The organism is Sporolactobacillus putidus (genome assembly GCF_014647035.1).
In the GTDB taxonomy this organism is placed as follows: Bacteria; Bacillota; Bacilli; order Bacillales; family Sporolactobacillaceae; genus Sporolactobacillus; species Sporolactobacillus putidus.
The window spans coordinates 1-21854 of sequence record NZ_BMOK01000016.1 but is presented as its reverse complement, the minus strand read 5'-3'; the positions used below and the strand labels follow the sequence as shown (position 1 = coordinate 21854).

General features: G+C 46.9%; 22 protein-coding genes, 1 rRNA gene and 1 pseudogene. 9 read left to right on the top strand and 15 right to left on the bottom strand.

Features of this window, described 5'->3' with window-relative positions; genetic code table 11:
• Positions 1-196 precede the first annotated feature (196 nt).
• Together IEX81_RS14380 and IEX81_RS14375 are read right to left on the bottom strand one after the other, a co-directional pair.
• Entirely contained in the window at positions 197-487 is a 291-nt protein-coding gene (locus IEX81_RS14380; protein WP_188804595.1) for a hypothetical protein, read from the bottom strand.
• Positions 488-508: 21 nt separating this feature from the next.
• A complete protein-coding gene (locus IEX81_RS14375) occupies positions 509-1789 on the bottom strand; it encodes an ArsB/NhaD family transporter (protein ID WP_188804593.1) in 1281 nt (426 codons plus the stop codon).
• A gap of 497 nt (positions 1790-2286) precedes the next feature.
• Between IEX81_RS14375 and IEX81_RS14370 the strand changes: the two genes are divergently transcribed.
• The 4 genes from IEX81_RS14370 to IEX81_RS14355 all read left to right on the top strand — a co-directional run bounded on the left by IEX81_RS14370 (position 2287) and on the right by IEX81_RS14355 (position 4072).
• Entirely contained in the window at positions 2287-2475 is a 189-nt protein-coding gene (locus tag IEX81_RS14370) for a hypothetical protein (protein WP_188804592.1), read from the top strand.
• A 396-nt stretch (positions 2476-2871) separates the two neighbouring features.
• Positions 2872-3048: a hypothetical protein gene (locus IEX81_RS14365; protein WP_188804590.1), complete on the top strand. Its 177-nt coding sequence runs from the start codon at positions 2872-2874 to the stop codon at positions 3046-3048.
• A complete protein-coding gene (locus IEX81_RS14360) occupies positions 3045-3416 on the top strand; it encodes a YolD-like family protein (protein WP_188804587.1) in 372 nt (123 codons plus the stop codon). The genes IEX81_RS14365 and IEX81_RS14360 overlap by 4 nt, the downstream gene beginning before the upstream one ends.
• 107 nt (positions 3417-3523) lie before the next feature.
• Positions 3524-4072 (top strand): DUF3231 family protein, encoded by a 549-nt coding sequence (locus IEX81_RS14355; RefSeq protein WP_188804585.1) that lies wholly within the window; start codon positions 3524-3526, stop codon positions 4070-4072.
• A gap of 126 nt (positions 4073-4198) precedes the next feature.
• Here IEX81_RS14355 and IEX81_RS14350 read toward each other — a convergent pair whose 3' ends face one another.
• Together IEX81_RS14350 and IEX81_RS14345 are read right to left on the bottom strand one after the other, a co-directional pair.
• Positions 4199-5344, bottom strand: a complete 1146-nt coding sequence (locus IEX81_RS14350; RefSeq protein ID WP_188804584.1) for a LysM peptidoglycan-binding domain-containing protein — start codon at positions 5342-5344, stop codon at positions 4199-4201.
• Between the two features lie 1750 nt (positions 5345-7094).
• Complete coding sequence (locus IEX81_RS14345; RefSeq protein WP_188804582.1) at positions 7095-8699, bottom strand: ArnT family glycosyltransferase; 1605 nt, start codon at positions 8697-8699, stop codon at positions 7095-7097.
• A gap of 162 nt (positions 8700-8861) precedes the next feature.
• Between IEX81_RS14345 and IEX81_RS14340 the strand changes: the two genes are divergently transcribed.
• The gene (locus IEX81_RS14340; protein ID WP_188804581.1) at positions 8862-9209 is read left to right on the top strand and encodes a YhjD family protein; all 348 of its coding nucleotides are present in this window, start codon (positions 8862-8864) and stop codon (positions 9207-9209) included.
• 466 nt (positions 9210-9675) lie between these two features.
• Positions 9676-9879, top strand: a complete 204-nt coding sequence (locus IEX81_RS14335; protein ID WP_188804580.1) for a hypothetical protein — start codon at positions 9676-9678, stop codon at positions 9877-9879.
• A 97-nt stretch (positions 9880-9976) separates the two neighbouring features.
• On the opposite strand, the gene IEX81_RS14330 is transcribed toward IEX81_RS14335, so the two are convergent.
• Together IEX81_RS14330 and IEX81_RS14320 are read right to left on the bottom strand one after the other, a co-directional pair.
• On the bottom strand, positions 9977-10360 hold the full coding sequence (locus IEX81_RS14330; protein WP_188804579.1) for a hypothetical protein: 384 nt from the start codon (positions 10358-10360) through the stop codon (positions 9977-9979).
• A gap of 189 nt (positions 10361-10549) precedes the next feature.
• A pseudogene (locus tag IEX81_RS14320) lies at positions 10550-10663 on the bottom strand (tyrosine-type recombinase/integrase); the annotation flags it as partial.
• Here IEX81_RS14320 and IEX81_RS14315 point away from each other — a divergent pair.
• On the top strand, positions 10618-11043 hold the full coding sequence (locus IEX81_RS14315; protein ID WP_308424092.1) for a tyrosine-type recombinase/integrase: 426 nt from the start codon (positions 10618-10620) through the stop codon (positions 11041-11043). The pseudogene IEX81_RS14320 and the gene IEX81_RS14315 overlap by 46 nt on opposite strands.
• Before the next feature lie 93 nt (positions 11044-11136).
• On the opposite strand, the gene groL is transcribed toward IEX81_RS14315, so the two are convergent.
• Positions 11137-12762 carry a chaperonin GroEL gene (gene groL / locus IEX81_RS14310; RefSeq protein WP_188804574.1) on the bottom strand — a complete coding sequence of 542 codons (1626 nt, stop codon included), beginning with the start codon at positions 12760-12762 and terminating at the stop codon, positions 11137-11139.
• Between the two features lie 35 nt (positions 12763-12797).
• Positions 12798-13082 (bottom strand): co-chaperone GroES, encoded by a 285-nt coding sequence (gene groES / locus IEX81_RS14305; protein WP_188804572.1) that lies wholly within the window; start codon positions 13080-13082, stop codon positions 12798-12800.
• A 457-nt stretch (positions 13083-13539) separates the two neighbouring features.
• Here groES and IEX81_RS14300 point away from each other — a divergent pair, with 457 nt between their 5' ends.
• On the top strand, positions 13540-14214 hold the full coding sequence (locus IEX81_RS14300) for a CPBP family intramembrane glutamic endopeptidase (RefSeq protein ID WP_188804570.1): 675 nt from the start codon (positions 13540-13542) through the stop codon (positions 14212-14214).
• Positions 14215-14246: 32 nt separating this feature from the next.
• On the opposite strand, the gene map is transcribed toward IEX81_RS14300, so the two are convergent.
• Together map and IEX81_RS14290 are read right to left on the bottom strand one after the other, a co-directional pair.
• Positions 14247-15011: a type I methionyl aminopeptidase gene (gene map / locus IEX81_RS14295; protein ID WP_188804567.1), complete on the bottom strand. Its 765-nt coding sequence runs from the start codon at positions 15009-15011 to the stop codon at positions 14247-14249.
• 127 nt (positions 15012-15138) lie between these two features.
• Positions 15139-15783 carry a redox-sensing transcriptional repressor Rex gene (locus tag IEX81_RS14290; protein WP_188804565.1) on the bottom strand — a complete coding sequence of 215 codons (645 nt, stop codon included), beginning with the start codon at positions 15781-15783 and terminating at the stop codon, positions 15139-15141.
• Positions 15784-16066: 283 nt separating this feature from the next.
• Here IEX81_RS14290 and IEX81_RS14285 point away from each other — a divergent pair, with 283 nt between their 5' ends.
• Positions 16067-18019: an ABC-F family ATP-binding cassette domain-containing protein gene (locus tag IEX81_RS14285; protein WP_188804563.1), complete on the top strand. Its 1953-nt coding sequence runs from the start codon at positions 16067-16069 to the stop codon at positions 18017-18019.
• Positions 18020-18382: 363 nt separating this feature from the next.
• On the opposite strand, the gene tsaD is transcribed toward IEX81_RS14285, so the two are convergent.
• The 5 genes from tsaD to rrf form a co-directional block, all read right to left on the bottom strand.
• The gene (tsaD, locus tag IEX81_RS14280; RefSeq protein ID WP_188804561.1) at positions 18383-19411 is read right to left on the bottom strand and encodes a tRNA (adenosine(37)-N6)-threonylcarbamoyltransferase complex transferase subunit TsaD; all 1029 of its coding nucleotides are present in this window, start codon (positions 19409-19411) and stop codon (positions 18383-18385) included.
• Positions 19408-19863 carry a ribosomal protein S18-alanine N-acetyltransferase gene (rimI, locus tag IEX81_RS14275; RefSeq protein WP_188804559.1) on the bottom strand — a complete coding sequence of 152 codons (456 nt, stop codon included), beginning with the start codon at positions 19861-19863 and terminating at the stop codon, positions 19408-19410. The genes tsaD and rimI overlap by 4 nt, the downstream gene beginning before the upstream one ends.
• A gap of 2 nt (positions 19864-19865) precedes the next feature.
• A complete protein-coding gene (gene tsaB, locus IEX81_RS14270) occupies positions 19866-20558 on the bottom strand; it encodes a tRNA (adenosine(37)-N6)-threonylcarbamoyltransferase complex dimerization subunit type 1 TsaB (protein WP_188804557.1) in 693 nt (230 codons plus the stop codon).
• Positions 20539-21006 carry a tRNA (adenosine(37)-N6)-threonylcarbamoyltransferase complex ATPase subunit type 1 TsaE gene (tsaE, locus tag IEX81_RS14265; protein WP_188804555.1) on the bottom strand — a complete coding sequence of 156 codons (468 nt, stop codon included), beginning with the start codon at positions 21004-21006 and terminating at the stop codon, positions 20539-20541. The genes tsaB and tsaE overlap by 20 nt, the downstream gene beginning before the upstream one ends.
• A gap of 593 nt (positions 21007-21599) precedes the next feature.
• Positions 21600-21716, bottom strand: a 5S ribosomal RNA gene (rrf, locus tag IEX81_RS14260).
• Between the last annotated feature and the right edge of the window lie 138 nt (positions 21717-21854).

The following is a 21854-nucleotide window of genomic DNA, read 5'->3' as shown; positions in this document are numbered from 1 at the left end:
TTTGCCTTGGGGCGATAACCTCTGAATTAAAGGCGGATTGGAAACTTTTCCATCGCCTGCTCACCAACTGTGCAACGAGACAGACGGTGACTGATTATGAACTAACAGGATAATCAGTTTAGAAAAATGGATGCCCGGTTTTGCAATTCCGTTTTTCTCGCCTGACCGTTTTGACCGGTGTCATCGATTTGCCGCTTCAGGAAATGTTTTTCCAGGAAACGGAACGGATCAGCTGAAGCTGAAACAGGTGGGCAATAAAGGGCGCGTAAACGTTTTTCCGGACAATGACCTGAAATTCGCCGTTTTTCCGCGAGTAAAACAGGATATCCGTATAAATTTTATCGCTGTCGAAGAACTGCCTGACTGCGCGCAGACGGTTTAATGCCTCGTCCGTTTTCGCCTTGATCAGGAATTCAACATCACCTTCATTTTTTTGTTCGGTCAAAGCGATCAGCGAATCGTTGACCTGATAGACCAGCTTATCCATTTTTATGGGGGCTCCCTTCCGCTACATCAGATATCTGAAATAAATATAACCCATGGCCATGATTACTGAAACAAGCATCACGGGAAATCCGATCAACAAATACCGGGCGAACGAGATCGAACGTCCCTCTCTCGCCGCGAGCCCGGCAACAATCAGGTTGGCGCTGGCTCCGATGAGTGAACCGTTCCCGCCAAGACATGCGCCGAGCGCCAGACTCCACCATAGCGGATCAAGGTTGCCGATGCCCATCCGTCCCATATCCTCAATCAGCGGAATCATCGTCGCAACAAACGGAATGTTGTCCATAAACGCCGAGGCCGCGGCGCTCAGCCATAGGACAAGAAAAGAAGCGGCGGTCAGATCGCCCGCGGTTAGATGAATCGCCGATTGTGCAAGGCGACTCATGACACCTGTTTCAATCAAACCGCCGACGAGAACAAACAGGCCGAGAAAGAAAAAAATCGTCGGCCACTCGACGGAGCTGAGCGCGTGTTCCAGTGTCTTTTCTCCCGTCAGCATCAGGAGCAGGAAAGCACCGGTCAGCGCAACGGTTGCAGATTCCGCGTGGATGACTGGGTGGATAAAGAAACCCAAAATGGTCAGCATCAGTACCGAAACCGCCTTGATCATCGTAATTTTATCCGTAATTTCATTTTTCGCATCCATAGCCATCAGATGTTCTCTGGCCTGATCGGAAGTCTGCAGCTTTTTCCGGTAAAGGATCATTATCAATAGCAAAACCGCCGTCCCGATTAATAGTGAAATCGGCGCGAGATGGATGATAAAGTCCATAAAGCCGATATTTCTGGCGGCGCTTCCGATCATGATGTTCGGCGGATCGCCGATCATCGTCGCCGTTCCGCCGATATTGGCCATCAGAATCTCTGTAATGAGATACGGCATCGGATCCAGTTTCAGCTGCCGGACCATGCTGAAGGTCACCGGAACCATCAGCATGACTGTGGTTACGTTGTCCAGAAAAGCTGAACCGACGGCCGTCATCATGGCAAATATCATGAGCAGTGGAAGCGGCCTGCCCTTTACCTTTTTTCCAAGCCCTATCGCCACATACCTGAACAAACCTGTTTCCGCCGTAACCGATACGATGATCATCATCCCGACCAGCAGGCCGAGTGTATTGAAGTCAATATGATCAAGAGCCGCATGCTGGCTGATCATCCCGAACAGAATCATCAGCGCCCCGCCGGCCATCGCTAGAATCGTCCTGTTGATTTTTTCAAAAATGATGGCACTGTAGGTAATAATAAAGATCGTGATCGCCAGATAAGCCGCCGTTCCCATGCTGATCCTCCCCCTATCCCGTATGGCGTCAAAAAAAGCAAAAAGAGCCCGTTTTGACAGGCTCCTCCAAATTCAGTCATCTTATTCGATTGCTTCTATATTCAACGATAACGGAAGATACACATGGTTGTCAATCTTATTCAAAGAATATGTCCGATCAATCCTCCCTGTTCGCGGCCCGCAGCCCGCACATAAAGAAAACTTGGCGAAGCCAGAGGCTTAGTTGCACTTATAATCCGCTGAATTTTAAACTTTTAGTATAAAAAAGAAACCCTTAATAAAAGGGTCCAATTGTATAAAACAGGGGGAAGTACAATGCTTTTATGAACATCTAAAGCATACGGCTCCTTCCTTAAAAATAAATTAACCTGTCCTAAAAGCAAAATTTTTTATTTTTTAGCGGCGTGGACGTTTGGGCAGCTTCCTGTTTTTACATGATATATTTTCAAACCAGACGCTTAAAATAAAGGCGAATCCGATCCAGGAGGTGAAAAAACATGGCACAGCAGGGAAACAATATGGGTAATAACTTTTTGCCGTTTTTAGCTGCATGCGGAGCCGGCGCGGCAACCTATGTATGGCTGCGAAATAATCAGGGCGGTATTCAGCAGTTCGTTCAGCAGCCGATGCAGCAAATGGGCAAAACCGCGCAGCAGATCGCCGGAGCGTTTAACCCTCAAGGTTAACTGTCCGCGTCCAACCACCACTGATTTAATATTTGAACAAGCCCTCCGCTGAAAACAGCCCGGGGCTTGTTCAGTTGCATTCCAGACCATCTATGTCTGCGCACAAAAAAGCTCTCTGCAGCATCGCAGAGAGGTGAGTTGAAAAAGGATGGCAATTGTTACAGAAGGTAATTCATATTATACAACTAGGAATTATCATATTTCAATATTAAAAGGGGAAAAAACTGCTGCGATCCTGAACGATCTCAAGAGATCCTGTTCCCTTCTTTTTACCCGTGCTGTCTCTTTCTTTCGAAACGGCTTTTTCTGACAATCACGTTTTACCGAACACATGTTTTTAAAAACGGTATGAAAAGAACATACATTCGTGTATAATAAGATCAAAAAGGTGATTCTATGCTGACTGATTTTGAAAGAAAGATTGCCCAAATCATGCGAAACGATTTGGCAATGAGAAGAATGACACTGGTTAACGATCTGGAACAGCGCACCGGCCATGACGCAAAAGAAATTGAACAGGCCATTGAAAAAGTGAAGCATACGAGTAAGACAGACGGGGGTCTGCTGCCATGAATAAACTAACCAAGGGAAGCAATATGCGCTGGGAATCCAGCCGGATGATGCTGCCGGAACATGTTCAGGTACTCAGACAAACGCATGCGGACCTGGAAAAAATTGATCATCCGTTATTGGACGAACAAGAACTGGAAAAATTAAACCGAACGCTCTGTGAAGCGATGTCCGGAAGAAAGCGGATTACGCTTAGTTATTATAAAAACGGATATATAAAGGTTTGCATCTGCTGCGTTGAAAAATTGGATCCGATTGAACGGCAGCTGAAGATCAGTGACTTATATGGGCTGAGCAGGCGCATTTCATTCACGGATATCGTCGGTGTAAAGTTAAATGATCCTGCGCAGGGTTCGTTTAATGATGCATGAGATAGTGAACTACCATCTATTTCCTTGCCCTATACTGCAAGCACGGGGATATTTTTTGAAATTACGGGAAGTTTATTAACATCAAAATGGAAAGGGGTGCTTGGAGAATGCCCAATGTTATGGAAATCGCGGGATCTGCTATACAGAGACTGGGATCATTCGTTGATACCCAAAAATTGCCGATAACCATCGGCGAAGCCATGTCATGCTGGACCTACAGCGCCTATCTGGACGGTGTCATTGTACATGAACAAATTGCTTTGAATACAACTAAAGATAGAGAGCTCTTGCAATTATTTAAAGACGCTGTACAAGTGGCTCGTTCACATAAAAAAGAGGTGAATGAATTTATGAAGCAGGAAGGGATTGTGATGCCGGAAGGCACCCAAGACAAACCTGTTTCGGACCCGGACGCCATTCCGAACGGAGTAAAGTTCTCGGACAAAGAACTCATTAACACGCTGCAGATTAATTTAGTTGCCGCCATGAATGAGTGCGCGCTCTTTGCCAGCGAATCTGTTCGGACGGATATCGGGTTAATGTTTTTTAAATTTCAGGTGGATAAAATGTTGCTTGGCCAACAATCCAAGAAGCTGGCTCAAAAAAAAGGATGGTTCCAAATGCCGCCCGCTTACAATTCACCCGGGTTAGACTAATTGTCCATTTAATTCAGATACCGGTCCCCCACCAAGTGTGAGGGACTTTTTATTTAAAACGTTCACACGCAGGGCCCAAAAATTGTTTGGATCAACACTGTTTTTTAAAATAGCCTTTAATCAGCGTTATTTTAAATACAGTCTCTGGCCCGGGTAAATCGTGTCGCTGCTTAAATAATTGATGCTTTTCAAAGCGGCCACACTTGTGTGATTGGCCTGTGCGATGCCCCAAAGTGTATCACCGCTGGCGACGACATGAACCGGACGGCCTGCCGGACTGTATGCCCCGCCCGGAAGCTTCAGCACCTGGCCGACGCGAATGAAGTTCGGATTGCTGAGATTATTGAGTGCCGCTAGAACCCCAACCCTCGTCCCGTATTTGACTGCGATTCCGCTCAGTGTATCGCCGGGTTGAACCGTATACGTCCCAGACGCCGCGAGGTTTGGTGCCGGATTTGCGGAAGCTTTAATCCGTAGCACCTGCCCAATATAAATAAGATTCGGATTGCTGATTGAGTTGAGTGAAACGAGCGTCGCGACGCTTGTGCCGAATTGAGCCGCGATTCCGCTCAGCGTATCGCCGGCTCGGACGGTATACGTGTCCGGCACCACAGGTTTTGGCGGCACAGAAGGCGGGTAGGAGGGCTCAGGATTAGGTGCCGATCCGGACGCCCCGACATTGATCAGCTTGTCGTTATAGGCAATGTCCTCGTCCACATTGCCGGCAATACCGGGAACGCTCGCGCTTGACGTATGCTGCCATACATCGGCCGTCCGGTCAAACGTGGAATTGTACTGAGCGATCCATTTCAAAATACCGGAACGCAGCTGAGATTCAACCAGCCGGTCTTTCATGAAATAGAGCCCGCTGTATATACCGAGTTTTGTATAGCCTGCCTTTGCCAATTCGTCCAGGAACGCATTGACATAACCGGTCAGTGCGGATGCGTTGGGATCAAGACTCTTGTCCTCAACATCGACAAACACGTATCCCTGCACCGGGACCCCGGCAAGATTCTTTATAAACCACCGTGCCTCTGCTCTCGCGTCCGCATCACTGATGCCGTGAAAATAGTGGTAGGCATGCGTCACCAGTCCGGCCGCGTTAGCCTCCGTAATATTCTGCTTGAAACTCGGATCGGCATATCTCACGTCAGCCTCCGAGCCTTCCGTAGCCTTGGCAATCACAAACTGATAGCCTGCGCCTCTGACCTTCGAAAAATCAATGTTTCCCTGATAATGGCTGACATCAATGCCTTTATATTGTGCCATTTATGGCCATCTCCTTTTTTATAGTTTATGTTTGTCCTTTCTTGGCCGAAAAGGCAAATAAAGCAGAAAAAATAAAAAGCGCTATTGCCGCCGTGTCAACCATTTGCAAACTTTTTCCTCTCAGTATGCTCCGCCCCCCTGTCTTCAGGCAAAATTAAAAAACTTCTTCAGGTCCTTACGATTTTATTTATCGGAAACTGATCGTACCGGCAGCTCATATCAGATCACAACTGGATTAAACAAACCGATGAAAAATGGGGCGGACTTTTCTTCACTCGGCGACAATTGGGCCCGTTTAACAATCATCTCAACATTTAGAAGCTAAATTGTGAAAAAATGGGCTGAAAAAGCCTGCCTCCATGTTTTCACAGAAGCAAACAGCCGGACAATCAACAGTAAAGGGCAGAGAATCGACAGAAAACGTTTGAGAATCAACAGTAAAGAGCAGAGAATCGACAGTAACTGGTTGAGAATCATCAGTAAGCGGCCTCGAATCAATAAGTGCGAATAATCAGAACATAATTCGGGTTTTTTATCCGGCACTGACCGCCCAAATCAGTAGAGCGGAACGATGATCTTCCATTGTTGATCGGTTCTCAAACATTCAGGACGTATTTTGCCCGGTTAAATGAGCAAGCCGGATAATCATTTATCAGAATTAAAAAGTTCTTGCCGGACAAATCAAATACTTTGCCCGCAAGAACTTTTGAAAAAGTATATAAATGCTCCCCACAAAAATATAGCAGCATGAACTGTACAAAAAATGAACAATATTTTCCCCGCCTGTATGGTTGTATAATCCGACCCCGTGGAACCAAGTTCCCCATCAGTTGAAACAGGCTTTGGCTCCTTTACAAGGACAAAAAATTGTTATCGGACCTCCTGATGCATGTCTGTCGCAGTCCAGCATTAATAGCCTGGGATATTCGATGAAGAGAGATAGATATATAGTGCAAGATCCATATAGTCAGGGTATGGTTGCTAGAATGGTGCTTATCCATATATTAACTGTCCTCATCACCTCCTGCCACCCATCGCGTATCCTGGCTAACCGATGGATCCGCACACCGTCACATCCTGGCATCCATTATGAAACATAGGATGATCGAAAACAAGTGCGCCTTACCTTACGGGCTTCGGCAAACATATACCCCCCGCTGGCAGGGGTCATTCTTGAACGTATTATGAACCGTGTTAGTCACGTGGATAATGACACGATGAAACGATCTGCACGTAACCAAAACATTAGAAAACTTGGCGAAGCCAAGCCCTGACGCAGGCTAAAGCCTTAGTTGCGGGCGCCAGGACGGCCTAATGCCGAACGTGCCGCAGGACAAGGCGATCTGTTCGGTCGCTTACACTGATAATCCTTAAAATTTTATACTTTCCTATAGTGCGAAAAAGGCGTCTCTCTTATGTTCGGAGAACACATGAGAAACGCCTTTTGAATTTATGACCTATTAAGTACCCAGAGAACGGGTCTATATGTCCCGAAATCCTTGATGCACAAGGGCTTCAGAATTTTATCACATCATGCCGCCCATATCACATTAATATTTACGAGAATGTGTGTTCTTATATGGGCGCATTTTATGGTTAAATAATCAATAAATTACATAGATAAAATAGACACGCTTGTTTATCATTAGTCGAATTTCGGCACATAATCGGCACATGAAAAAAATATCCATCCGAAGTTAATGGAAGGATATTTTTATCTGTGTTTTTTAACTTTTTGTGTTGCTGTTAGTTAGCTTTTATAGTTTACCTCATTTACTTTGTAGAACTTTAATAAGGGCCCTACATAATGCTTTTGTTGAACCTGGTACAAATATTTAGCGCTGTATATGATATTCAAAAGGTCAAAAGGTGAACTTTTTAGTTGTGCGGGTGTATATTCCTTAATAAGCTTATACTGTGTCGCTATTCCATTTAATAGATCGTTTTGTTCCTTAAATCTTTGGGGATCAAATGTATATCTACCATAAACCTGATTGCTGAGCAAAATGTACTTGATCTTAGGATTTGTCTCGTAGTACTTCCCGCCGTTATTTAACAATGGGTCTAAAAGTTTAGGAGATGTGGGAAACAGTGGTGAATAGCCTTCGAAATTTGTATTTTCAACGTTAACGTTATTTGCCCGACAATATGACTGTGAAGCTACGCGAGTATCGGGAACAAGAAAATTAATCAATTTAGCCATTGATGTAATCGAAAGATTTAGTAATACAATCGAAAACGCAACATAGAAAAATGTTTTAAAAAGATTGCCCTTTTTTAACCCGTAATTTTTCAGATAACGATAGACAAAATATACGCCGACGGATGAAATAAGCAGCGGTGAAACATACATTGGAACAGCCCATCTTTCCCAATGCAGACCAATATAACTTAGCATGACGAAATAAATAAGCCCAAAAAAGATTGGAATGAGTTTTATATCCACCTTCTTTTTTATAAAGGCATATATGCCGCACAGAAAAAAGAAAAAAAGAATGAGTCCACTATAGGATAGATATGTTTGAAAGTAGAAAAGAAGATTTCCCCAGTATCCTAACCCATCCGCTCCAGGACGTATTGGATTCGACTCACCTATTAATGATGCTTTTACCGCTTGGTAATTGGTAAACAGTACTGGAGAAATAAGAAACAGAAATCCAGGTACCATGATCATTGCCATCAAGCCATGTGCAAATATTCTTTTGAGGCTCCTGTCTTCAATTCCACGCAGAATTACAATGATCGCGACAAAAGAACAAAGAATGAGTCCAGGGTATTTAACGGCAATAAATGCAGATATGGATAGGCATATTAACGCTAAGTTACTTACCGCGGGCTTTTGCATATATCGAATACAAAAATAGATGCACAAAAGCATAAAAAAGCCAGTCGGGATATCAGGCGATGCATAATGGGAATATTCAATAAAACCCGGAAACAAAGCAAAAATAAGTGCAGCAATCAAACCGATCGCTTTTTTAATCTTCACACCGATAAGATAACTCAGAACAATCATACCGACTCCAAACAGAGCGGTAATTACCCTGGCAGACGTAAAAAGAAGATCTTTATGAAACTGTGCCATTTCCTGTATTGGTAATTTATAAAAAACATGAGAGATGAATACGTCAACAATCATATTGATCTGAATTTCAAGGTGATCTGGTCGAGCAAACATGTCTGGCTCAAAAGAATGGTGCTCTGTCATCCGAATGGCTGAGTCCACAATTGTTCCTTCATCTGGATTGAGTGGTACTGGCATACCCCAATTTGCACCCAAAATCCGTATCAATGTTCCTAATATAGTAATTGCTATGAGTGCAATTATTGGTTTTTTTAATATGTATTTTGTCAAAACTGCATCTCCGATCTAAAAAAATTCAATATAAATACTATATCAGTTGTATAAGTAAAATCTAGGAAAAAATTAATGAGATTTAATTATGCGAACGTTTGTTTTTTATTTCCAGTATAAAAGGAACATATATTCGCATATAATATTGACGAGGTGAGTCTCATGGTGATGGACAACCAACTGCGTGAGGATGAAAAACAAATCATTCGAGAATACATCTTTCTATCGCTTATTAAGCTGGCCCTGCAGCGCAATCGCAAGGTCATCAATATCACGAATACCAAGTTTAAGGACCTGTATATTTCAAATATCGACGAGGCCATTCACCGCCTCGCAGCTGATATGCGGAAGAATAAAGACGCTGTGTTCGACCATCATATTCGGATAACTCGACGCGACTGGCTCAGCTACGAAGTGAATGTCCGGGGCCGTGTGTTTACCGTTCATTACCATAAGACCGCCGCTGCCGAGTGGATTGGGGAACGGATTAAAGAGTATTTTCATCATTGAAAATGTCCATACTGTGATCGTTTGGCCCATACCCTTTTATCCCATACCCTACGTTTCGGCGTAGGGTATTTTTTTGGAAAAAAATACTACAAACAGTTGACTATTATAACACATGTGTTATAATGAAAGAGTGGAAGGGAGATGAAAAAGGTTCTTGATGTGCTAAACGGCTTAGCAACTCTGACAGTGAGTGCCATCATTATCAGAGAAAAGCTGAAAGCAGACAAGAACCCCCGGCGAATAATCCCGAGGGGCGTAAGCCCCTCACCCTTATATTTATTATACCCTAGCGCTGAAAAATTATGAAGAAAAAATATAAAGCCATTGCCATCCCTGCTTTTGTAACTTTTGTATGGGCTACTACTGCTGATTTTTCGCCGATTTACATGAAGGTCCTCGGATTGCTTGTCGCTGTTGCATGGATTATTTTGCTTATACTAACCCTAAAAGGAAAGAGCTGATTAATATGCCAGGGAAAAAAACCAGTGAAGCGCAGATAAAGGCGTCTCGAAATTGGGAAGCAAAAAACCATGAGCGTAAACGGTACATGTCCAAAAAATCAACGGCCAAATCGTTTATAAGGATCGATGCTAACCAAGCAGACCTTGATGAACTGAAAGATCTCATCCGTGAGAAAGAGGAAAGTTTAAGGTCGTCTAATAAAGAGTAAATATGCAACATATCTATTCCCCGCTTCCCTGCGCTATGACGCGGGGATTTTTGTGTATAAAAAAAGAGCCCGCGTGTTCGCAGTCTCCCTGTTATGGTTATTGGTTAACCATCGCCGATTCTGTGAACAACGGCTGCTTTAAATACGTCACCGTGATCTGAACAGACTTGATGCTTGGATCATATTCTCTAACTGCCTGAAATGCTGAAAAAATGTCTCTTCTCCCCTCGGCAATCGCTTCATCTGCTGTCCACTGACTCCCATCCCATCCCATTTCATCTGCTGAGATGATCAGCATGCGATTTTTAATACTATATTCGTTCACTCGATCCTTAAATATACGTGTCATAGCATGATGAAGAGTTAACGGTTTCCCAAGCGCATTATAAGTTGCAAACAAGACAAATGACAGAAACAAAGTGATGATGATGACATCTAATATACGCCGTATTCTCATCTGCTTTCCGCCCTCTTTTTCCACAAAATACCACATTTCCTGTATGCTATTATAAACCTTATGTATACCCGGCATAAAGCCGGGCGATAATGCAATTAATATTTCAACTTTTCTCCTGGAAAGATTAACGATGAGTGAAGTCCATTCATCGCTTCCAGATGGGCAAGCGTTATGTATTTGGATAATGAGAGCCCCCACAACGTGTCACCAGCTGGAACCTGTTGGATTATAATACGTTTTAGTTACACTGATCGTTTTTTCTTTAAAATCAATATTTTTCCATTTCAGCGCCGCTAATTCACCCACACGAAGACCTGTCTGATGAAGTTGTCTCTGTCCTTAAAACCCATAAATCGTTGCAGAATCAATTGAAACTTCTATTGCAAGATCGATACCATGATGAGGGATTCGTTTTAGGTAGGACCTATGCACCCTATTTTGGTTATCCCATGTACGTTCATACGATTGAATCTCGAATGAAGACCATTTTAAAAAAACACACGGGAATTCAAAAGGTACTAACACCACATTCGCTTCGCCATACACATGCTTCTTTATTAGCAGAAGCTGGAGTTGACTTGATTCGTATCATGGAGCGTCTTGGTCATGTCGATGATGATACGACCAAAAAAATCTATTTACACGTCACAAAGACACGAAAAAAAGAGGCTTCTCAAAAGTTTGGAAACCTCATGAGAAACCTCTAATTTCGATTATTATTCAATTTATGGCACATATTTGGCACATAAAAAGTTGATAATCATCTGAAATCCTTGATGCACAAGGGCTTCAGGATTTTATTACATCATGCCGCCCATGCCAGGGCCGCCTGCAGGCATGCCTGCTTCCGGATGTTCTTCCGGCTTGTCGGCTACGACTGCTTCGGTCGTCAGGAGCATGGCTGAAACTGAAGCGGCATTTTGCAGAGCCGAACGTGTCACCTTAGTCGGGTCAACGATACCGGCAGCGATCATGTCTACCCATTCGTCTTTGGCTGCGTCGTAGCCGATGCCAGGTTTTTGGCCTTTCAGCTTTTCAACAATGACGGAGCCTTCCAGACCCGCATTTTCGCCAATCTGACGAACCGGTTCTTCCAGTGCGCGAATGACGATGTTCACGCCGGTCTTTTCGTCGCCTTCAGCCTGGACCGCGGCTACATCCTTAATCACGTTGGCAAGGGCCGTGCCGCCGCCTGCGACGATACCTTCCTGAACTGCGGCGCGTGTCGAGTTCAGCGCGTCTTCAATGCGCAGCTTGCGTTCCTTCAGTTCAGTTTCCGTAGCCGCACCGACCTTGATAACCGCAACGCCGCCGGCCAGTTTAGCCAATCGTTCCTGCAGTTTTTCTTTGTCGAAGTCGGAAGTGGTTTCTTCCAGCTGTGCTTTGATCTGTCCGACACGTCCGGCAATCTTATCGGATTCGCCGGCGCCTTCTACAATCGTCGTATTGTCTTTTGTGACAATGACTTTGGCTGCCGTTCCCAATTGTTCAATCGTCGTTGATTTGAGATCCAGACCGAGGTCTTCAGTGATGACTTCTCCTCCGGTCAGAATCGCGATATCTTCAAGCATCGCTTTTCTGCGGTCGCCGAAGCCCGGAGCCTTGACAGCAACTGCATTGAAAGTGCCGCGGAGTTTATTGACAACGAGTGTGGCCAGCGCTTCGCCTTCAACGTCTTCAGCAATAATCAGCATTGATTTGCCCTGCTGAACGACTTTTTCGAGAACAGGCAGGATTTCCTGAATGTTCGAGATCTTTTTGTCAGTAATCAAAATGTATGGATTTTCAAGGGAAGCTTCCATCTTGTCCTGATCGGTAACCATATAGGCCGATGCATAGCCGCGGTCAAACTGCATGCCTTCTACGACATCCAGTTCTGTTGCGAAGCCCTTGGATTCTTCAATCGTGACAACACCGTCGTTGCCGACTTTTTCCATGGCTTCGGCAATCAGTTCGCCGACTTTTTCATCCGCTGAAGAAATAGCGGCAACCTGTGCGATCGATGCTTTGCCTTCGATCGGTTTTGAGATCTTTTTCAGCCCTTCAACGGCCGCCTGAGTTGCTTTTTCAATCCCGCGGCGGATGCCCATCGGGTTTGCTCCGGAAGTTACGTTCTTCAGGCCTTCGCGGATCATCGCCTGAGCGAGAACCGTAGCGGTCGTCGTTCCGTCACCGGCCACATCATTTGTCTTGCTGGCCACTTCGGAAACAAGACGCGCGCCCATATTTTCAAATTTATCTTCAAGCTCGATTTCTTTCGCAATCGTAACACCGTCATTTGTAATCAGCGGTGAGCCGTATTTTTTGTCCAGTACAACATTGCGGCCTTTCGGTCCAAGCGTCACTTTCACTGCATCTGCCAGAACGTCAACGCCGCGAAGCATAGAGCGGCGGGCTTCTTCGCCAAACTTAATTTCTTTTGCCATCGTGGATAGTCCCTCCTGAATATTAATCGATTGATTTATTCAATGACTGCCAGAATGTCGTCCTGACGAACAACCAGATAAGTCTTGCCGTCATATTTAACTTCCGTGCCGGCGTATTTTGAGAAGAGGACTTTTTCTCCCTCTTTTACATCAAGCGCAATGCGCTCGCCTGTATCGGAGACTTTGCCTGCACCGACAGCGACGACCCGTCCTTCCTGCGGCTTCTCTTTCGCCGAGTCCGGCAGCACGATACCACTTGCAGTTTTTTCTTCTTTTTCTTGTGGTTCGATAACGATGCGATCACCCAATGGCTTTAACATGAAAAAAATACCCTCCTTAAATTAAATGTTAAGTAAAGTACTTTGTTAGCACTCTATTCGTCCGAGTGCTAATCCATTTAATATAATAATCAATTCCATTTTGATTTGCAAGTTTTTCATAAAAAATATGCTTGCGTCTTGCGCCGGGTCTCGCCGCTTGGTTTACGGCCCGGCAAAACCGCAGTTTCCGGACATGGTTTGTCTATAGAAAAAGACTTGCTGGAAACTGGTCTTGCGGACCGAAGGCATATATTCCGGCCATAGACGAATAGTATTGGGGGATGGACAGCCCGTGCGGTACTATGTACTGCGGAAAAATGAGATGAACACACGACTGTGTTAAAATATATAAGGCATGAATGCGGCGGCGTATCTCAATCATCCCGCCCATAACCGAAACCCGCGCCGGGCCTTCCAATGCTCTGATAAAAATTTTAGAGAACACGAGGTGTCGTACTTGACGAAAAGATACATATCCATCGCCATTATTTACCTGATTTGTTTCCTGTCACCCCTGATCCCCGGTTTCCTGTGGCTGACCGGATTCTTTCCCAAGGGCCAGGGTTACGGCATCGTCATGACCGCTATATTTTTTCTGACCTTGATCATCGTGCTGATTCTCCTGCTTCCCGAGCGCCACATGAGAGCAGGGGGACGCGCGCCGGCAAGTGTGTCCCTGCTATGGGCGATCGGGGGTGTTATCGCTCTGTTCGCTCTGCAGATTCTCGCCTCTCTCATCAATATTTTCATATTCGGCGAACCGCCGAAATCGGCGCACACGCAGAATGTTGTTCAAATTGCCCGGATGTCGCCGCTATTTCTTCTGGCGGTTGCCGTTATCGGCCCGATGCTGGAAGAGATCGTCTTCCGGAAAATACTCTATGGCAGTCTTCGTAAAAAGATGGGCTTCATTCTGGCCGCATCGATCAGTTCCATTATTTTTGCCTTCGGGCATCTGGATATACAGCATCTTCTCATCTATTTCGTCATCGGGTTCTTTCTCTGCTATGCCTACAGAAAGACGGGAAGGATTGCCGTCAACATGTTCATGCACGCTGCGATGAACGCAATCGTTGTCGCGATCAGCCTGAATGTTCCGGCGCCGGCATTTCTTCAACTGATGGTTCATTAAAAAAACACGGGATCCCGCAGGGTCCCGTGTTTTTATTGTTCAGCATCGCCGTCCAGCGCCGTGAGAATTTCCGGACCTTCTTTTGTGATCGCCAGCGTGTGTTCGTACTGAGCGGAAAGCGATCCGTCGATGGTCCGCGCCGTCCAGCCGTTGGCGTCGATCTTTGACCGCCAGTCGCCAATATTGAGCATCGGTTCAATCGTAATCGTCATGCCTTCTCTGAGACGGAGCCCGCGCCCGGGTCTGCCGTAGTGAGCCACCGGCGGATCTTCATGCATCGTCGGCCCGATGCCGTGGCCGACAAACTCGCGCACAACACTCAAACCCCTGGACTCGGCATATTCTTGAATCGCGTGGCCGATATCGCCCAGCCGATTACCGACAATGGATTGCTTGATGCCCGCATACAGGGCTTCCTCCGTTGTCTTCAGCAGATGCTCCGCTTCATCGGAGATGGTTCCTACCCCATAACTCCACGCCGAATCCGACAGCGCGCCGTTCAGGTTGACCACCATATCGATCGTCACAATATCACCGTTTTTCAGCGGCTTTTTATTTGGAAATCCGTGACAGATCTCATCATTGACTGAAGCGCACGTCGCAAATTGATAACCCTCGAATCCCTTTTCTTCGGGTATCGCCCCATGTTTCTCAAGAAAGTCGTTGACAAATTCTTCGATTTCCCATGTGGTGATGCCGGGCTTAATCATTGATTTGATTTTCTTGTGCGCCAGCGCGAGCAGCTGACCGGACTTTTTCATCTCGGCAATTTCTTTTTGTGATTTTAACTGTATCATACTGTGTATTCCACCCCTGTATTGTCTCCCCAAGGACTATGTTTTAAAAGATTATCAATCTTCGCCGCTTTTTCAGCGATTCCCCGGAGCATCACGTTTGTATTTTACCACTTTATCCATGCAAGTATCATTCGGATTGTTTCTCCTCCATCCCGTGATTCAGAAAGTAGATCAGGGCCTGAAGCTCCACCGTCATATCGACGTGCCTCACATACACATCCGGCGGAAGAGAGAGTCTGACAGGGGAAAAATTCAAAAAACCGCGAATCCCCGATGCCATCGCCTGTTCAGCCACACTCTGCGCTTGATCCGCCGGAACTGTCAACATGGCCGCGGCGATGTCGCGGTTGTCATCGGTCGCCAGATCCCTCATATGATGGATGACCGTACCGCCAATCTGCTGCCCGGTTTTCGAAGGATTAATATCATAGGCCTTTACGATCTGCGTATTATTATTTTTTTTAAAATTATGATTCAGGAGGGCTGTTCCCAGGTGACCGACACCAATCAAGATCACCTTGGACAGTTCGTCCTGATAAAGTGTTTTGCCTAAAAAGTCAAGCAGCCGCTGGGTATTGTATCCATATCCCTTTCTCCCCAGCGCCCCGAAATAGGAAAAATCCTTTCGAATCGTTGTTGAATCCACCTGCACGATCTTCCCCAGCTCGGAAGACGAGATCCGTGTCTTTCCGATAGACACGAGACGCTGCAGAGACCGGTAATAGATCGGCAGCCGCTCGGCCGTCGCCTGCGGTACTCTTTGATTTGACATCGTTTCAACCCTCCCACGGAATACCCGGCGGCACACACTTTTTCCTGCATCATCCGGCGATATTCGGTACCGGCCGGGACATCCCTTCTACACTATACATCATTCAGTACTTGATTTGTTCGAATCCTTACGAGATTGCCCTGCTTTTTCTCAGACACGATCCTCCCGCCGGGCAGTTGCCGAATAAAACAGGATTAGGCTACAATAAAAAAGAACCCTGCCTGACTAATTAAAAGCAAACGCCGCACATTCGGCGTGCCCTGGATTTTTGAGGTGAAAGAGAATGATACTCCTGCAAACAAACAAGATCAGCAAATCTTTTGCCGCTGAACTTATTTTATCGAATATCTCGATTGAGGTGAAGTTTGGAGAACGGGTCGCGCTTGTCGGACGAAACGGCGCCGGAAAATCGACTCTCCTGAAAATCATCGCGGGCGCTATGAGCGCCGACAGCGGCGAAGTGATCATCCCCAGGGACAGGACGATCGGTTACCTGCCCCAGAATGCCACGCTGAATTCTGAAAAAGGGATTTATGACGAACTGCTTACGGTTTTCAGCCCGCTCATCGCCATGGAAAAGAAACTCCGGGGGATGGAAGAGCAGATGGCCGATCCCGGACGATTTTCAAACGGCAAAGACTATGACCAGCTGCTCAAGACCTATGACGCGCTTCAGGCAGACTATAAATCGAGTGGCGGCTATACCTATCAATCCGACATTCGCAGTGTTCTGAACGGCCTGAACTTCGGCGGATTTCCGGACACGACACCTGTCAGCAACCTGTCCGGCGGCCAGAAGACACAGCTTGCTCTCGGCAAACTGTTATTGATTAAACCCGACCTGCTCATTCTTGACGAACCGACCAACCACCTGGACATTGAGACGCTTACGTGGCTTGAAGGATACCTTCAGCATTATGCCGGGAGCGTTCTTGTCGTCTCGCACGACCGCTATTTTCTCGACAAAGTGGCCACCAAAGTCTATGAGGTTGCCAATCATTCTGTACGCAAGTATACCGGCAACTATTCTCGCTATCTTGATCTGAGAGCGGCCGAATACGAGATCGCGATGAAAAACTACGAAAAGCAGCAGAAAGAAATCACCCGTCTGGAAGATTTTGTACAGAAGAATATTGTCCGCGCATCCACAACTAAGCGGGCGCAGAGCAGACGCAAACAGCTGGAAAGAATGGAGGTTATGGAGAAACCCCGCGGCGACGAGAAATCAGCCAGCTTTTCCTTCATCATTGAAAAGCAAAGCGGACGCGATGTGCTCGCCGCTGCCGATTTATCGGTAGGCTACGCTTCCGGATCCGCAATGATTTCCGGTCTTAACTTTCATATCACGAGAGGCGAACGGGTGGCTCTTGTCGGACCGAACGGGATTGGCAAATCGACCTTGCTGAAATCGATAGCCGGCGGATCAACGCTTCTGTCCGGCGAGATCAGGCTCGGAAGCCATGTCACAATCGGTTATTACGACCAGGAGCAGACCAGGCTGACATCAGAAAAAACGGTACTCAATGAATTATGGGACGACTATCCGCTAAAGCCTGAGAATGAGATCCGGAATGTACTCGGAGGTTTTCTCTTTTCAGGGGACGATGTCTCCAAACTTGTTTCCCAGCTCAGCGGCGGCGAAAAAGCACGGGTGATGCTGGCCAAACTGATGATGCGGCACGACAATCTGCTGATTCTCGATGAACCGACAAATCATCTGGACCTTGACAGCAAAGAAGTGCTGGAGGCGGCGCTCACGGATTATTCAGGCACCATCCTCTTCGTGTCCCACGACCGCTATTTTATCAACAATATCGCCACCCGTGTGCTCGAACTCTCGCGAGCAGGCATTACGGAATATCTGGGCGATTATGATTATTACATTGACAAGAAAGCGGAAAACCTTCAGATCGCCGAACTGGATGCGCAGTCTGCCCCTGTCCAGGAGCAAGCCGATGAACCCGCTGCCGGCAGAAAACAGTTTTTGAAAGATAAAGAGCAGAAAAAAAAGAAACGGCAGCTCGTCCGCTCAATTGAACAGCTTGAAGCCGATATCAGCCGTCTCGAAGAAATCATTGATAAAAACGAACAGTCGCTGCTTACACCCGAAGTTTTCAATGATACCCAAAAAGCCCGGCAGGTTCAGGAGCAGATTGAAAGAGACAAGGAGACCCTCGGCAGACAAATGGAAAAGTGGGAAGAGGCTCAGCTTTCATTGGACGAATTTCCTGAGTAAAAGCGGGATCAAATGTCCCGTATTGGGACCCTGTTTATACCGGCAGGACCAAATGTCCACATTCTGATCTGAGAGATCTTAACAGTTATTAAGGGCCGGCCCGGCCGTCACAAATAAAAACAAAAGAGGATTTTTTTGAAGACCTATATTTTTCTACGAAGGCCGATATATGTTTAGGTTCGGGCCCCCTTGAGCGTTCTACAAAAAGTTTAACGGACCGTTATGCACAAGTCGATATGTTATAATTTTCCAGGCAATAAAAGGAACCGGAGTGAAATTTACATCAAATATTTCACTCCGGTTTGTGTATTTACGGATCTTTTTATGAACGTTGTTATTTTTTAACGAATCCTTGTCATTTTTTCAGAAATCTTCGATCGCCAGATTCGGACTGCCGTTCAGCGCCAAATCCGCCCGCATACCCTTCAGAAAACCGATTGTTCCTGAAGCCGCAATCATCGCCGCATTATCTGTGCACAGCCTGAGCGGCGGAATCACGAGCGGGATACCGCGTGTTTCGGCCGCCGCCGTCATTTCTTTTCTGACCCGACTGTTAGCCGAAACACCACCAGCAACCAGCAGCTGCCGGATGTCATATCTTCCGGCAGCCAGCATCGTTTTTTTCACAAGCACCTCGGCGACGCTGACTTGGAAGCTTGCCGCAACATCAGCTTTACTGATTTCCCGGCCGCGCTGTCTCTCGTTATGAATATAGTTGATGACCGCCGACTTCAGACCGCTGAAGCTGAAGTCGAGCGAGCCTTCTTCGAGCCAGGCCCTCGGAAAGTCGATGGATGCTTTCCCCTGCTTTGCCAGACGGTCGATTTCCGGCCCCCCGGGATATGGGAGTCCGAGCGTTCGCGCCACTTTATCGAACGCCTCCCCTGCGGCATCATCCCTCGTCGTTCCGATCACCTGATAGGAGCCATGCGCCTTCATAAAAACCAGCTCGGTGTGGCCCCCTGAAACAACCAGCGCAATCAGCGGAAACTGAAGTTCATGAACAAAACGGTTGGCGTAGATATGTCCCGTGATATGATGCACGGGAACAAGAGGGATTCCATGTGCAAAAGCGAGTGCTTTGGCCGCGTTCACGCCGACAAGAAGCGCACCGATCAAGCCCGGCCCCTGAGTCACCGCTATGGCATCCAGATCGCCCCATGAAATGCCCGATTCTCGCATGGCTTCCTCGCAGACAATTGTAATCTGATCGACGTGATGGCGCGAAGCCACTTCCGGAACAACCCCTCCGAAGCGCCTGTGAATGTCAATCTGCGAGGCTACCGCATTGGCAAGGATCTTTGTCCCGTTTTCGACCACCGCCGCTGCTGTTTCATCACAGCTTGTCTCAATCCCCAGTATCATCGTTTTCCGGTTTACATTCAAACTCATAGTCTCACCCACATGATTAGTGCATCCTCACCATTATTGGAATAATAATTTTTACGAATACCGCCGCTGCTGAATCCGAGTTTTCGGTACAGATTTTTAGCGATATCGTTGGTCACGCGAACCTCCAAGCTGACGGTTCTCGCATGTTTCACTTTTGCAAAAAGCATCACCCTGCGGAGTAGCGTCTCACCGACTTTGAACCCTCTGTAGCCGCTCAGCACGGCAAGGTTTGTGATATGCGCCTCATCGACAATCACCCACACCCCGCAATAACCGATGACTTTTCCGCCATATTCAGCTACAAAATAGGTGGCGAACTGATTGCTGCTCAGTTCATTTTCAAACGCCTGGCGCGACCATGGAACATCAAAGGCGCTGTGTTCCACGATCATGACCTGATCGATATCGTCAAATGTCATCTGCCGGATATTTAACGCCTCTAGCTGTGCCATATTTATCTCTCCTGCTGCCGGGCCAGCCACTTTGCCTCGGCCTCAGCCAGACGCAGATAGGCAGGCAGAAAGTGATGGATGTCCGGAACCGGCTGTTTTTCCTCTCCAAGCCGTGCAAGTTCGGCCGCATGCGGTACATTTTGCGGCTTATCGCCAAAAACGGCCAAGGGCACTGTGTTCAGAAGATCATTCCACTTTTCCAGATCATTGCTTAAAAAAAGGAGCGGCCTGTTCAGCGCCTTCAATCCTTCAATCCAGTCCTTGATCAATACAAGCCGGTCTGGCATCGACGAAATGACTTTGCCATTTTTGTATTGGTAGAGCCCGGCGAAAACCTGGCCGCGGCGCGCATCAAAAAACGGAGCGATATACCCGCTAAAGTATCGCGCGTTCTGTGCCACAACCTCCAGGCTCGACACGCCGACCAGTTCTTTTTTTAAAGTCCAGGCCAGCATCTTCGCAATCGTCACACCTATCCTCAGCCCCGTATATGATCCCGGCCCTTCGGCTACCACAATCCGATCAAGATCCCCAGGCCCCAGGCCCACGTTATCGAGCAGCCCGGCAATAGCAGGCATCAGGCGTTCCGAATGATTTTTCCGGCTGTTGGTCATCAGTTCGCCGAGCACTTTGCCGCCTGATGTCACCGCAACACCCATGACCAAATTGGATGAATCAATCGCAAGTACGTTCATTCTCTAAAATCTCCCTGTATAAACTTTCAACTCTCCGGCCGTGCGGGATGAGCGTGAGTTCTCTGTCATGATCGTCAATCCGTTTGATTGCAACCGATAAATAGTCTTCCGGAAGCCAGGACGGTATATTTTCCGCCCACTCGATCACTGCGATTCCTTCTCTGTCGAAGTAATCCTCCAGCCCAATATCCTCATCATCGCTGATACGGTATACGTCCATATGATAAAGGGGCACACGTCCGCCCGTGTGTTCCTTTACGATTGTAAAAGTCGGACTGCTGATCTGTTCACTGATCCCAAGCCCCCTCGCCAGTCCTTTCGTGAAAACCGTTTTACCGGCTCCGAGATCTCCGGAAAGCGTCAGAACATCCCCGGACCGTAAGTAACCGGCTATTTTTTCAGAAAAAGCCATCGTTTCTTCGGGGGAATGACATATCCATTGATGCATGGCAATCACCCTCATTACTGATTAAAATGATTGTATCCTGATTTAGCGAGTCTTGTGCAGTTTCCTACCGATCTGAGAAATACTCCCGGCCTGTTCTCAGGATAACCACGCTGCCTATTTGGGAAAGCAGAGATTTTCCCCGTTGAAAGCGGAGCGGAGATATTCTTCGAAGCAAGTTTCCGCCCCACAGCGCAAGGCGGCATCGTCCCGCGCGAAAAATGCACGTCCTCAACCATTATATCCGTACAGACGGGCTGCTCTTCTCCCTGATTGGTCCTGAAACAGGCACCATCATCGCCGATTCCTTTTATGATCTGCGGATGATATTGTTTTTTGGAACAATCGGGCGAATAAAAGCAAATTCATCCATTATCCGTTTCTCCGCTAAAATTCATATAAACATAGTGTACCATAATCAAACAACAATTTCTTTTTCAGAATACGTTTTCAAAACTAAGACCTTTATACATAGAAAACGATCGATCAGACGGTCCGGTTAAAGACTTCCGCACCGACTGTATCGTGATTTCAAACTGCAGAAAAAGAGAGGCGCCTCTCAATGACTGAGAAGTGCCTCTCTTCGTTTTCCTATTGCCTGGCAGTGACCTACTCTCACAGGGGGACAGCCCCCCACTACCATCGGCACAGAAGAGCTTAACGGCCGTGTTCGGGATGGGAACGGGTGTGACCTCTTCGCTATGACCGCCAGACGGCCCGGACCGCGGAACGGTCCTTCAAAACCGGATGCGAACGCTGACGTCTTTTGTTCATCCTTGCTGAGCTTTGGGTTAAGCCCTCGGCCGATTAGTATCTGTCCGCTCCACGCGTCACCGCGCTTCCACTCCAGA